General features: G+C 55.9%; 9 protein-coding genes. 7 read left to right on the top strand and 2 right to left on the bottom strand.

What is annotated here, in order from left to right; all coding sequences use genetic code 11:
* Positions 1-12: 12 nt before the first annotated feature.
* The 5 genes from ACYVHX_RS07915 to ACYVHX_RS07895 all read left to right on the top strand — a co-directional run bounded on the left by ACYVHX_RS07915 (position 13) and on the right by ACYVHX_RS07895 (position 8,471).
* A complete protein-coding gene (locus tag ACYVHX_RS07915; RefSeq protein WP_460671096.1) occupies positions 13-1,335 on the top strand; it encodes a Gfo/Idh/MocA family protein in 1,323 nt (440 codons plus the stop codon).
* Positions 1,336-1,444: 109 nt separating this feature from the next.
* Positions 1,445-2,461, top strand: coding sequence for a T9SS type A sorting domain-containing protein (locus ACYVHX_RS07910; protein ID WP_460671095.1), 1,017 nt, complete (start codon positions 1,445-1,447; stop codon positions 2,459-2,461).
* Between the two features lie 212 nt (positions 2,462-2,673).
* The gene (locus ACYVHX_RS07905) at positions 2,674-3,012 is read left to right on the top strand and encodes a PadR family transcriptional regulator (RefSeq protein ID WP_460671094.1); all 339 of its coding nucleotides are present in this window, start codon (positions 2,674-2,676) and stop codon (positions 3,010-3,012) included.
* The gene (locus ACYVHX_RS07900) at positions 3,009-5,708 is read left to right on the top strand and encodes an ABC transporter permease (RefSeq protein WP_460671093.1); all 2,700 of its coding nucleotides are present in this window, start codon (positions 3,009-3,011) and stop codon (positions 5,706-5,708) included. The genes ACYVHX_RS07905 and ACYVHX_RS07900 overlap by 4 nt, the downstream gene beginning before the upstream one ends.
* A 99-nt stretch (positions 5,709-5,807) precedes the next feature.
* Entirely contained in the window at positions 5,808-8,471 is a 2,664-nt protein-coding gene (locus ACYVHX_RS07895) for an ABC transporter permease (RefSeq protein WP_460671092.1), read from the top strand.
* Positions 8,472-8,563: 92 nt separating this feature from the next.
* Here ACYVHX_RS07895 and ACYVHX_RS07890 read toward each other — a convergent pair whose 3' ends face one another.
* Entirely contained in the window at positions 8,564-11,074 is a 2,511-nt protein-coding gene (locus ACYVHX_RS07890; RefSeq protein ID WP_460671342.1) for an ABC transporter permease, read from the bottom strand.
* A 65-nt stretch (positions 11,075-11,139) separates the two neighbouring features.
* Positions 11,140-11,838, bottom strand: coding sequence for an ABC transporter ATP-binding protein (locus ACYVHX_RS07885; protein ID WP_460671091.1), 699 nt, complete (start codon positions 11,836-11,838; stop codon positions 11,140-11,142).
* 163 nt (positions 11,839-12,001) lie between these two features.
* Here ACYVHX_RS07885 and ACYVHX_RS07880 point away from each other — a divergent pair, with 163 nt between their 5' ends.
* Together ACYVHX_RS07880 and ACYVHX_RS07875 are read left to right on the top strand one after the other, a co-directional pair.
* Complete coding sequence (locus ACYVHX_RS07880) at positions 12,002-12,727, top strand: arylesterase (protein ID WP_460671090.1); 726 nt, start codon at positions 12,002-12,004, stop codon at positions 12,725-12,727.
* 73 nt (positions 12,728-12,800) lie between these two features.
* The gene (locus ACYVHX_RS07875) at positions 12,801-14,075 is read left to right on the top strand and encodes a dicarboxylate/amino acid:cation symporter (RefSeq protein ID WP_460671089.1); all 1,275 of its coding nucleotides are present in this window, start codon (positions 12,801-12,803) and stop codon (positions 14,073-14,075) included.
* Positions 14,076-14,121: the final 46 nt, after the last annotated feature.

Below are 14,121 nucleotides of genomic sequence, written 5' to 3'. Positions count from 1 at the left end.
TCCTGAACCTTCATGACTTCCCGCAGAAAATTCCTTCGGCAATCGACCCAACTGGCCACCGGGGTTGGGCTGGCCACCAATTTACCGGCTGATTTACGGCTTTCACCAGCCCAAACCGCCCCGACCGACGAGGTTGTTGTTGGCCTGATTGGCTGCAACAACATGGGGTGGTCCGACCTGAACTCGATGCTGAAACATCCGGGCGTTCGCTGCCTGGCGTTGTGCGATGTGGACAGCAACGTGCTTAACAAACGCGCGGTCGAGCTGGAAAAAATGACCGGCAAAAAACCGGTTTTGTACAGCGATTTCCGGAAACTGCTGGAAAACAAGGCGATCAACGCGGTGATTATCGGGACGCCCGACCATTGGCACTGTCTGCAAACCGTCTATGCCTGTCAGGCCGGAAAAGATGTGTATGTGGAAAAACCGCTGGCCAACTCCATTGAAGAATGCGACCTGATGGTGGAAGCCGCCCGGAAACACAACCGGATTGTGCAGGTGGGGCAGTGGCAGCGCAGCGCTCCGCACTGGAACGCGGCTTTGGATTTTGTGCGTTCGGGCAAGCTTGGCCGCATCCGCTCGGTCCGAACCTGGGCGTTTATGCCGTACGGAAAAACGTTTCCGGTCAAACCCGATGCCGCCGTTCCGGCGGGTGTCGATTACGACATGTGGCTCGGCCCGGCCCCGAAACGCCCCTTCAACCCGAACCGGTTTCACGGCAGTTTCCGCTATTTCTGGGATTATGCCGGTGGTCTGATGACCGACTGGGGCGCCCACATGATCGATATGGCCTTGTCCGGCATGAACGTGACGGCCCCGAAATCGGTGGTGGCCCTGGGTGGCAAATACGGTTTTCCGGACCACGCCAGCGAAACGCCCGATACGCTGCAGGTGGTGTATGATTACGGCAATTTTACGATTCTCTGGGAGCAGTCGCTCGGCACGGGACGCGGCCCATTCGACCGCGACCACGGCGTCGCTTTCATCGGTAATCTGGGCACGGTCGTGATCGATCGGTCGAAATGGGAGCTGTTTCCGGAAGTAGACGCGGGCAATTACCTGATTCCGGCCCAGCCGCCGAAATTCGGCAGCGGACGGGACCTGGACCAGCACACGCTGAACTTTGTGACCTGCGTCCGAACCCGGCAGAAGCCCAATTGTCCGGCGGAAGTGGGCCGGGATGTGGCCCTGCACGCCCACCTGGGAAACATTGCTTACCGGTCGGGGCAGAAGTTGTTTTGGGATGCCGAAAAAAACCAGCTCGCCAACAGCGAAAAAGCCGCTGAACTGGTCAAAGCCCATTACCACGGAACCTGGACCGTTCCGAAAGTATAAGCCGCTCCGCTCAATCATATTTGTAACCGAAAATAGTGACCTTCGGAACCGCCGGTCTTCTAAAGAGGTATGTTTGTACAATAAATATTGATTGACCGGAAGAACGCCTATGAAAACGACTACAAGCCTGGCTGGAGTTCTGCGACGTGTTTTACTGCTGCTTGGTTGCGGATTGGCAGGAAACCAGCTTGCCGTAGCCCAGTGTACCACAAAAAGCACCAAGGATCAGACCGTTGACTTTCGGTTGACGTACGATAAAACCAGCCAGCGAATCACGGCCTGGTACGTGCCCTCATTATCGAGTACGCACCGGTTGGTAACCGGGCAGTTCAGTATCGTGACCCCCGACGGCTTTACGTCGCCGGAGGCCGGTTCCGGGCGGGATTCTCGACTGGAAATCACCAACATCAACGGGGCCTGGCAGGATTTCGTGTTTGACAACGATCTCTTTATGTCGAAAAGCCTTTCCCCGCTGGCGTCGATGGAAGGAGCCGCGGTTCATCAGGTTGGAATGGCTCCGCAGGCCATCGATGTCGGGGCCGTGACGGCCGGCGTTCCGGTTCCGCTGTTTTCGTTTCCGTCCACCGCGCAGGAAGGGACGGTGCGGATTGTGGAAGCGGGCGAGCCCATTCAGAAAGATATTCTGAAACGATTTGGAGGCAACATCGGCAATGAAATTTCCATCCAGGCGCCGGTCAAGGCCTTCGTTCGGGCCGAACAACGCTACTGCAAAAACGACGTTCAAAAAATAATCGAGTTTAAAAAACCGACTCTGGTCGATCTCACGGCCGGAGTAACCAGCAAACCGGCCGGAACGCCGGGCGTACAAACCGTGGGCGTGGCCGGGCTGGATGAGTTGCTGGGTGCGGAACAATTGATGGTAACCCCCAATCCGGCGACAACCGAACTAACCGTGCGGTATCAGCTGCTGACGGCGGGGAACGCGGGCGTTGACCTGGTCGATGCCCAGGGCCGGACGGTTCAGACCCTGGTGGCCCGCAAACACCACGGCATCGGAAAATACCAGTTGAAGATAAGCTTGCAGGATGTGGCCGCCGGGATGTATTTCTGCTCCCTCAAAGGCGAAGACGTTCAGAAAGCCGTCAAAGTAATGATTGCCAGATAGTCAAAAATGTCCTCAGAATGGAAAACCGGAAACGATCTGATTTCCGGTTTTTTTATGCCCGTCTGTCCGCTTTTCCGCTGTCCGTCTGAGGACGCCAACTGTCCGTATTTGGACAGCCGCCCGAACTAGATCCCGCCAGTTAATGCCGTAAGGGCTTGTTTGCCGGTTTGGCAAAGGATTTGTACGATAAAATAGAGACTAATCCCGGAGCCATGCGTCGTACCTACTTAGGAGAGTTTGAAGAAGTTGTTTTGTTGATGGTGGCCATTCTGGACGGCGAAGCCTACGGCGTTACCGTCAGCCAGGCGCTGGAAGAACACACGGGGCGGCTGGTCACGTTTGGCACCGTTCACAACACGCTTATTCGCCTGGAAGAAAAAGGCTTCGTCAGCTCCGAACTGGGGGGCGCCACGGCCGAGCGCGGTGGACGACGAAAGCGGCTTTTTCGGGTAACGGCCCTGGGCAGCCGGGCATTGCAGGAAATTCAGCACTTGCGAAGTCAGCTCTGGCAGTTGGTGCCGCCGAATGCGCTAAAAGTAAGCGGTTTATGAACGCGCCCCAAAACCGTCCCGGCAACTCGGTTGCTCCACCCCGCTGGGCGCACCGGCTGCTGACCGGACTGCACCCGGCCGAAACGCGGGAAGAAGTCGAGGGCGATCTGGAAGAACTGTACGTGTCCTGGTACCGGCGGTCCGGAAAAAACCGGGCAACCGTTCAGTACGTCATTAATGTTGTGTCGGTGTTGCCGCCGTTTGTGCGCCGACGTCAAAAACCGACTCCCGATTCTCAACACTCCTTTTTTCATCCTGCTATGATTCGGAATTATTTCAAACTTGCCTGGCGAAACCTGGCCCAAAGTAAAGCGTACTCGGCAATTACCATCTTCGGGCTGGCACTTGGCCTGGCGGTCAGTCTGTTTAACCTGCTGTACGTTGTGGACGAGTTCAGCTACGACCGGTTTCATACCAAAGCGGAGCGCATTTACCGGATCAACAGCACCATCACCTACGCCGGGACCGAGTCGGAGGGGGCCGTGGCGCCAACGCCCATGGGACAAACTCTGAAACGGGATTTCCCCGAAGTGGAAGAAGCCACCCGGCTGGGAAAATACGGCAGCCATCTGATAAAAAGCGGCCAGGATATTCTGCGTGAGCAGAACGTTTTATACGCCGACTCAACCGTTTTTGACGTCTTTACGCTACCAGTGCTGGCAGGGAATCCCCGGAAAGCGTTGACGGAGCCGCAGTCGGTGGTCCTGACCCGAAGCACGGCGATCCGGTATTTTGGCTCGTTGAATGCCGTAAACCGGGTTTTGACGTTTGATCATGACGATGTTCGGCGCGTGACGGCGGTTATTGAAGACATTCCGGTTCAGTCGCACTTTCAGGCCGACTTCATCCTGCCTTTGTACGCCACCAAAGATGCCAAAGTTAATAAATGGGGCAACCATATTTTTAACACTTACGTGGTGCTGAAACCGGGCACTAGCCCCCGGGCGGTCGAAGCCAAATTTGAACGGATCCTGCAGACGTATGTTGACCCGGCCTTGCGGCAGTTTTTTCAAACCACGCTGGCCGACACCCGAAAAGCCGGTAATAACTTCACGTATTCGCTGATGCCCCTTCGGGATATCCATTTACATTCCGACCGGCAGGGCGAGCTGGCCCCCAACAACAGCATTGAATCCGTCTATCTGTTCGGGGTAATTGCTCTGGTAATTCTGCTGATTGCCAGCTTTAATTTTATCAACCTGACCACCGCCCGCTCGGTCAAACGGGCGCGGGAAGTCGGCGTGCGCAAAGTAATGGGGTCCAACCGGGCGGACCTGATGATTCAGTTCCTGTCCGAATCGTTGCTAATTACTTTCCTGGCTTTGCTGGCGGGATTGGGCGTCGTTTATTTGCTCCTGCCGACCTTTAACACCCTGGCCGCCAAAACGCTTTCTTTTTCGCAGCTGCTGAATGGCGCGTCGCTGGCTTATCTGCTGGCTGGCGCGGTCCTGGTCGGTATCCTGGCCGGGGGGTATCCGGCGTTGTACCTGTCGTCGTTTCAACCCATCAAGGCGCTGAAAGGAAAGTTGTGGGCGTTGCCCCAGCGCCAGAGTCTGCGGACTTACCTGGTGGTTTTGCAATTTGCGCTGTCCATGCTGCTCATCATCGGCACGTTGCTCATCAATCAGCAGCTTCATTACATCCAAACCAAAAAAATAGGGTTCGATAAAGAGCAGGTCGTGGTCGTAAAAACCGATCAGTCGACCGAATCCGAAGTCGTCACCTTCCGAAATGAAATGCTGCGGAAGGCGGCCGTAAAAACCGGAACCGTCAGCGGTTTTCTGCCCGTAACCTCCCAGCGCTGGAACGATATGTGGTATCCGGAGCGGGCCACCGACCAGAAGCTTTCCGTAAACATGCAGGAATGGAAGGTTGACCCCAACTACATCCCGACCTTCGGAATGAAGCTGGTACAGGGACGGAATTTCCGCGCGGCCGGGGCCACCGATAGCGCAGCGGTTATTATTAATGAGCGCGCAGCCAAACGGTTTGGCTACCAGAATCCGGTGGGAAAAATCATCCACAAAACCGGCGGGGAACAGCTGACCATTATCGGCGTCGTGAAGGATTTTCACTACGAATCGCTCCGGGCAACCATCGAACCGGTTGGGCTGGTGGTAAACGCAGGGATGCTGGGCCGCGCGCTTGAAGAATCTTCCCGGGCTGCGGTTTCGTTTCGGCTCAACACCGCCGACATTCCGGCCGTACTCGCTTCGATGGAACAAACCTGGAAGCAAGTGGCGCACGGACGCCCTTTTGAATACTCTTTTTTAAGGGATGATTTCGATGCCATGTACCGCGCGGAGCAGCGAATTGAGCGGTTGTTTACGGTTTTTGCCACCATCGCCATTTTGATTGCCTGTCTGGGACTCTTCGGCCTGAGCGCGTTTGCGGCTGAACAGCGAACGAAAGAAATCGGAGTCCGCAAGGTCATGGGGGCATCGGTGGGCAGTCTGGCGGTTTTGCTGGCCCGCGATTTCTTAAAACCAGTCCTGATTGCCATTGTTCTGGCTTCGCCGGTGGCCTGGTACGCCGTGAGTCAGTGGCTGAACGATTTTGCCTACCGGATTACCATTTCGTGGTGGATCTTCGCGCTGGCGGGCGTACTCGCGGTCGGTATTGCGTTGCTGACGGTCAGTTTCCAGAGCATCAAAGCCGCCTTGATGAATCCGGTGAAAACGCTGCGAAGCGAATGAAAATAAGGAAGTAGCGAATGTGACGCATGACTAACGAACAGTGGACCACTTCGCTATTCGGGGTTCGCTATTCACTATTCGTTGGTAAAAAACCGCTCCATGAAACCCTCAAATCATCCCCAACCACCCCGCTGGGCCAACCGGTTTTTGCGATGGCTTCATCCTTCGGATACGATCGAAGAAGTCGAAGGCGATCTGGAGGAATTATACGGATACTGGTACCGGAAGGCTGGCGAAACGCAGGCGGTTTTACGGTATTTACTCGGTGTTGCGTCGGTGTTGCCGCCGTTCGTGCGCCGACGTCCGAAAAACCGCTCCGATTCCCAACCCTCCAACCTTCATCCCGACATGATCCGGAATTATTTCAAAATTGCGCTGCGGCAACTGGTCAAAAACAAAGTGTATTCGCTGATTAACATCGGCGGGCTGGCATTCGGGCTGGCCTGCTGTCTGCTGATTACCTTGTATGTCTACGATGAGTTGAGTTACGACCGGTTTAACGCGAACTACAGCCACATTTACCGCCTGATCGAAAGGCAGAAACAGCCCGGCGGTATTTTTGACGTGGCCGCTACACCCGGACCGCTGGCGGCTACGCTCGCGAAGGATTTTCCGGAGGTGGAGCGGGTGACCCGGGTTGGTCGCTGGAGTGGCTTGCTCAGTCAGGAACGTCAGTCGATCGAATCGAACCAGATGCTGGTGGTCGATCCCGGTTTTTTCGGAATCTTCAGTTATCCCTTACTGCTGGGCAACCCAAACACGGTTTTTCGCGCGCCCGACGAAGTGATTTTCAGCGAAGCCACCGCGCAGCGGTTTTTCGGTCCGAACTGGCGGACGAAAAACGTGCTGGGGCAGTCGTTCAAGCTCAACAACGAGCAGACGCTCACGCTGGTGGGCGTGGCGCAAAACCCGCCCGAGCAGTCGCAGATTGAGTTTGAGGTGCTGATGCCGTTCAAATGGCTCGAACGCTACGACGAGTGGAGCCTGAAATGGAACAGCAACAGCTACCACACCTACGTGCAGCTCAAACCCGATCCGTCGGGCGCCCCCGTCAACCCGGCCGCGTTCGGCGCGAAAGTCCGGACCCAGCTCAGGCGGTACGATGCGGGCAATGAAACCCCGCTTTTGCTGCAACCCCTGTCGGAAATCTACCTGTACTCCAAATTCGCTTTTGAGACCGACCACGGAAAACGCAGTGACATTGTTTACATCCGCATTCTGGTGACGGTCGGCTTAATCGTGCTGGTGATTGCGGTGATTAATTTTATCAACCTGGCCACGGCCCGGGCCTCGCAGCGGGCCAAAGAAGTCGGCGTCCGGAAAAGCGTGGGGGCGCAGCGGTCGAGTCTGGTGACCCAGTTTCTGGGCGAGGCCACTCTGATGACCGGTTTTTCCATGCTGCTGGCCCTTGGGCTGGCCGAAGGGCTTTTGCCCCTGTTTAACAGCTTGGCCGGTAAAACCCTGCAAATACCGTATCAGCTTCCGGTTTTCTGGCTGATTCTGGTCGGCTTAACCGCTGCCGTTAGTGTATTAACGGGCCTATATCCGGCTTTTTTTCTGTCCTCCTTCCGGCCCGTCAGCGTGCTGAAAACCGGGCTGGCGGGTTACTTTTCCAGGGGAAAGTCCGGTCGGAGTCTGCGGCAATCGCTCGTGGTGGGGCAATTTGTGTTGTGTATTGCGCTGGCGATCAGTACGGTTGTGATTTACCGGCAACTGGCTTACATCCAGCAGGCCAAACTGGGCTTTGACAAATCGCAGTTGTTGTATGTGCGGCTCAAAGGCGATCTGAGGGGCCAGGCGCTGCAACTCCGGAGCGCGGTGGAACAGGTGCCGGGCGTTGCCCGAACCGCCCTGGCGACGAGTAATCTGGTGAACATGAACAACAGCACCCCCATTGAATGGGAGGGGCAGACGCCGAAGGATGAGTTCCTGATCACGCAGATGAACATCGACGCCGATTTCGTAAAAACCGTGGGAATGTCGCTGGCTGCGGGGCGGAATTTCTCGACTCAACTGACGACCGACACCTTGTCAACCCTGGGGGCCTATCTCATTAACGAAACGGCCGCGAAACGCATGGGCTGGACACCCGCCGGGGCGCTGGGCAAACGGGTTAAATTCTGGGGAACGGAAGGGCGGATTATCGGCGTTCTGAACGACTTCCATTTCCGGCCGCTGCACGTGGCCATCCAGCCTTTCCTTTTCCGGTTTCGGCCGAAGGAGTTCTATTTTACGCTGCTGGTCAAGACCAAACCGGGTTCGCTGGCGCCTGTTCTGGCCGACATCGCGAAAGCCTACAAAAAAACTAAAACAGACTATCCGCTCAGCTATGGGTTTGTGGATCAGGATCTGGACGCGCAGTACCAGGCGGAACAACGCATTGGCCGCATTGTGCTCTGCTTTGCCGTGCTGACGATTCTGATTTCCTGTCTTGGTTTGTTTGGCCTGACCGCGTTTACCGCCGAGCAGCGCACGAAAGAAATTGGCATTCGGAAGGTGCTGGGCGCGTCGGTCACCAGCATTGTGGCCCTGCTTTCCAAAGATTTTCTGAAACTCGTGCTTATCGCCCTGCTCATTGCCAGCCCGATTGCCTGGTACGCCATGAATCGCTGGCTGGAAAATTTCGCCTACCGGATCGTTATTCACTGGTGGGTGTTTGCGCTGGCCGGCTTGCTGGCCGTCGGGATAGCCCTGTTGACGATCGGTTTCCAGAGCATCAAAGCCGCGTTGATGAATCCGGTGAAAACGTTGCGCAGTGAATGAGGGAGCGAAATAACGAATAATGAATATCGAATGTTGAAGTAGCGCTGCCTGACTTCGTTATTCGTCATTCATTATTCGTTATTTTCAACGGATCACCCCTCCGCCCGCAGTACTTCCAGGGGTGGGCGAACCAGTACCCCGCGGCTGTTGAACAAACCGATGAGGATAGTCAGGCCGGTCACGATGCCAACCACCGCAAGCAGCGGGACAAAGTCGGGCGTGAACGGCACTTCAAAGACGAAATAAGCCAGGCCCCAGGTGCCGAACAGCGACAAAACGATGCCGGAAAAAGCCGCCAGCATTCCCAGGAACAGGTATTCGATCAGCGTAATGAGCAAAATCTGACGGCGGTTGGCGCCCAGCGTCCGCAGCAGCACGCTTTCCTGAATCCGCTGGTATTTGCTAATGATCACCGAACTACTTAGGACCAGCAAGCCGGTGATGATGCTGAACAGGGCCATGAACCGGATAACGAACGAAACTTTTTCCAGCACCTCGTCGATGGTCTTCAGAACCAGCCCGAGGTCGATGGCCGACACGTTCGGGTAGCGCAGCACCAGATCGCGCTGAAACCGGGCCGACTGCTGCGTGTTATCGACGCGGGTCATCAGGACGTGAAACTGCGGAGCCTGTTCGAGCAAGCCGGTCGGAAACACAATCAGGAAGTTGGTTTGCACCCGGTTCCAGTCCACTTCGCGCGTGCCGCCCACGATGGTCGGAATCAGCGCGCCCTGCACGTTGAACGTCAGCGTGTCGCCCAACTTCAGTTTCATGCGTTCCAGATAGCCTTTTTCGACGGATATATACGCGTTTTGGTTGGCTTGGTACGGCGCTTTTCCGGCGGTTAGTTTTTCCGAACTACTAAGCGAATCGCGGTAGGTCACGCGGTATTCGCGGGTCAGGGCCCAGTCGGGAAATTTGGCGCTGGTGTCTTTCTGAATGGCTTCGACCGTCCGGCCGTTGATTTCGGCCAGCCGCATGGTGACCACCGGAACATGCTGGACCACCGGCAGGTGATGCTGCCGAACCAGTTGCTGGACCCCGGTTTTCTGCTCGTTCTGAATATCGAACAAGATCATATTGGCCTGATTTCCGCTCGCGGACAGTTGCACCCGGCTGAGCAGAAGGGTCTGCGTCAGGTACAGGGTCGCAATCAGAAACGCCCCCAGGCCAATCGAGATCACCAGGATGAGCGTCTGGTTATGCGGGCGGTAGAGATTCGCCAGACTTTGCCGCCAGATGTAACTCCACGAAACCGGGAAAAACCGGCGAACCAGCACCATCAGCAGTTGACCGATGCCGGTCAAAACGCCGAAGGCAAACGCCAGCCCGGCCGTAAAACCGAGGGCCATCGGAAAGTCGCGAATCTGCCAGTACGCAAAACCGGTAATCGCCAGGACAATCGATCCGTAAACCGCCCACTGAAGCGGGTCGCGACCGGCCACATCTTCGTCGTAGGAACTGCGCAGGGTGCGCAGTGGAGCAATTTTCCGGATCACCAGCAACGGCAGCAACGCAAACAGAGTCGCGATGACCAAACCGGCCCCAACGCCCTGCGCTACAGCTTGCCAGGAAACCGTCGTCACGACTTCAACCGGCAGGAAACTTTCAAAAACCACCGGCAGCAGCAGTTGTAAAACCGTACCCAGGGCAGCGCCAAGCAGGGCGCCCACAAAGCCCATCAACGACGTCTGGATGAGATAAATCAGAAAGGCCTGACGCCCACTGGCACCCAGACACCGCAAAATAGCCACCGACGCGACTTTTTCCTTGACGTACAGATGCACCGCGCTGGCAACGCCCACGCAACCCAGCAGCAGAGCCACAAAGGCTACCAGATTCAGAAATTTGGTGAGGTCGGCGAAGGCGCGGCCGGTTTGTTCCTTGCGCTCCGTGACCGTATCGGAATTGATGCCCAGCTTGTCCAGACGGGACTCGATGCGTTCAACGTATTGATCAACGTCAGTTCCGGGTTTAAACTGGTAATAGGATCGGTAGGTTGCCCGGCTGCCGCGTTGCAGTAAGCCGGTTTCCGGCAACAACGCATACGGAATAAAAACCGTCGGAGCCACGGTGGTCGTCACCGCCGTCTGACCCGGAATTTTCAGAACCCGCCCCGCCACGTAAAACATCAGCCGACCAATTTTCACCGAATCCCCCACCTGAGCGTTCAGCTGAACCAGCAGTGCATCATCGACCAGCGCCATCCGTTGCCGGTTCTGGTTGGCTTTCCGAAACAGGCTGACGGCATTGGCGGGCTGGGTTTCCCAGTCGCCGTAATAGGGAAACCGGCCCTGCACGGCTTTCACCTGCGCCAGCCGGACGCCCCCCGAACGCGGAAACATCGCCATCGACGCAAACGCCACCTCGCGGCTTCGCTCGGGGGTGATGCTGGCCAGAAACTGCTCGGTTTTTTTAGAGATTTCCTTGTTGGAAGTCAGCACCAGGTCGGCGCCGATCAGTTCGCGGGCCTGCTCATCAACGCTGCGGGACAGGTTATCGCCGAAGGAATTGATGGCCACTAGGGCCGCAATACCGAGCACAATGGCCGACATGAACAGAAACAGCCGCTGCCGGCTCCGGCGGCTGTCGCGCCAGGCCATTTTCCACAGCCAGGGGTCAAAAACCGAGCTGCGCTGGGGAATTATTTGGGGAAGTTGACGGTCCATCAGTTGGTGGCGATGCGGTTTTCCGTGAGCGTATCCGACACGAGGTTGCCTCCTTTGATCCGGATGATGCGCTGGGTGCGGGCGGCCAGTTCGAGGTCGTGGGTGACCAGCACCAGCGTGGTGCCGGCTTCGCGGTTGAGTTCAAAAATCAGATCGACGACGGTGGCGCTGGTATCGGTGTCGAGGTTGCCGGTGGGTTCGTCGGCAAACAGAATTTTGGGGCGGTTGGCAAACGCCCGCGCCAGCGAAACCCGTTGCTGTTCTCCGCCCGAAAGCTGCGTCGGATAATGATGACCGCGCTGTCCCAAACCGACGCGCTCCAGCAATTCCTGGGCGGTTTTTCCCGCCCGTTTTTCGCCCCGCAGTTCCAGCGGCACCATCACGTTTTCCAGCGCCGTCAGCGTAGGCAGGAGCTGGAAATTCTGGAAAATAAAACCGACGTATTGATTCCGGACAGCCGCCCGCTCGTCTTCGCTGAGGGTGTCTAACCGGATGTTATTCAAGTAAATACTCCCCGAGGAGGCCCGGTCGAGCCCGGCGCATAAACCGAGCAGGGTGGTTTTGCCGCTGCCCGACGGGCCGACGATGGAAAACGTATCACCGGCCTGAATGTCAAAGCTTACGGAGTTTAATACGGTTAATGTACGACCTCCGCTCTGGTAGGTTTTCGTCAGGTTCTCAGCACGCAGAATACTCATAAGTTAAAATTTAACGGAATAAGGGAATAACCAATTCGGTGCGGTTTTATTCACCCGGCCGGACAGATTATTTGATAAAGGGCACGAAATGGGGCTAAATGGATAAAATACCGTTATTTTTGCTGGAGTCGTGCGGAATAGCAACCTAAAAATTGCGTCAACAATGAATTTACCGAAAACAAAGGGAAAATACAACGTTTGGGTGGCCGGGTGGCTGCTGGTGGTTGGGCTGTGGGGGTGTAATTCCAAAACAGAAACCAGCCAGGCAAATGAAGAAAAACCGGCCACGGCTGCCAGCGATCCTGAAAAACCGATGGCCGAAACCAAGAAGACCATTCTGTTTTTTGGCAACAGCCTGACGGCGGGTTACGGCCTGAACCCCGCCGAAGCTTTTCCGGCGCTGATCGGTGAAAAAGCCAAAGCCGCAGGTTATGATTATCAGGTGGTTAACGCCGGGTTGAGCGGAGAAACAACGGCGGGCGGCAAAAGCCGGATTAGCTGGGTGCTGCGCAAACCCGTTGCGGTTTTCGTCCTCGAATTAGGCGGCAACGACGGCCTGCGCGGCATTCCGCTCGACGATTCCCGAAAAAACCTGCAGGCCATCATCGACACCGTTCGGTTGAAAAGTCCGCAGGCGCAGCTGGTGATTGCCGGAATGCAGATTCCGCCGAATCTTGGTCCTGATTATGCCGCGCAGTTCCAAACCCTTTTTGCTGATCTGTCCGCCAAAAATAACGCCGTTCTGATTCCCTTTCTGCTCGAAAACGTTGGCGGCATCCGGAAACTGAACCAGCCGGACGGCATTCATCCGACGGCGGAAGGGCACAAAATCGTGGCCGAAAACGTCTGGAACGTGCTGAAGCCGGTTCTTCAGAAACAGCAATTGTAATTTAACCTTTCTGGCTTAAACCGGTCAGGTTTTCAAAGCCTGACCGGTTTAAGCGTATTCTTTCCCTACCGCCGTGCGCAAACTCCTGAATAACCTGACTTTCCGCGTCCTTGTCGCCATCACGCTCGGGATCATCGTCGGCCATTTTTTTCCGGCCACGGCGGCTAAGCTCAAACCGCTGGGCGATCTGTTCATCAATCTGATCAAAATGGTGATTGCACCCATCATTTTCCTAACCATTGTTCTGGGAATCAGTAACATGGGCGATCTGAAGAAGGTTGGGCGGGTCGGTGGAAAGGCGCTGCTGTATTTTGAGATTGTAACGACGCTGGCGCTGATCATCGGGATTGTGATTGCCAATGTCATCAAACCGGGTGCGGGGGTGCAGACGGCGGCCGTGCAGGGCGGGGATGTGTCGGCCTATACCTCGCAGGGCAAAGAGCTGGACTGGGTCAAGTTTTTCCTGCACATCGTGCCCGACAACGCCATCAAATCCTTTGCCGAGGGCGAAATTCTGCAAGTGCTGGTTTTTTCCGTGCTGTTTGGCGTCGGACTGACGCGCATGGGCGAGAAGGGGCACTCGCTGATTCTGACCTTCGAGAAACTGTCGCGGGTCTTTTTCAATATTCTGAACGTGGTCATGATTCTGGCTCCGCTGGGTGCGTTCGGCGGCATGGCGTTTACCATTGGCAAATACGGTTTGAGCACGTTGCTGCCGCTGGCGAAACTGATGGGGACGGTTTACGCAACCATGTTTTTGTTTATTTTCGTGGTGCTGAACCTGATTCTGCGCTACTACCGCATCAGTTTGTGGTCGGTTTTAAAATACATCAAGGAAGAACTGCTGATCGTTTTCGGAACCTCGTCGTCGGAATCGGCTTTGCCGCAGGTGATGGACAAGCTCGAAAACATGGGGTGTTCGCGCTCGGTGGTGGGGCTGGTGATTCCGGCGGGTTATTCATTCAACCTGGACGGCACGACGATTTACCTGTCGATGGCGACGATTTTTCTGGCGCAGGTTTTCAGTGTGAACCTGACGCTGGGGCAGGAACTGACCATCATCGGGATTCTGATGGTGACCTCAAAAGGGGCTGCGGGCGTTACAGGCAGCGGTTTTATCGTCCTGGCGTCCACGCTGACGGCGGTTCGGGTCATTCCGGTTGAGGGGCTGGCGTTGTTGCTGGGCGTAGACCGGTTTATGTCGGAAGCCCGGTCGATCACCAACATTATCGGCAATACCGTCGCAACGATTTTTATTGCCAACAACGAAAAGGAATTCGACCGGAAGAAAATGCTGAAAGCGTTTGGGCAACTGGAGAAAGAAGAACTAACCAATTATAACTATTAATGCTTTCGATTGGGAACCCGGATTTACCAGATCAAATGGATCAAAT

It is taken from the genome of Larkinella ripae, from assembly GCF_054780775.1.
This window is presented reverse-complemented; position numbering and strand designations above follow the sequence as displayed.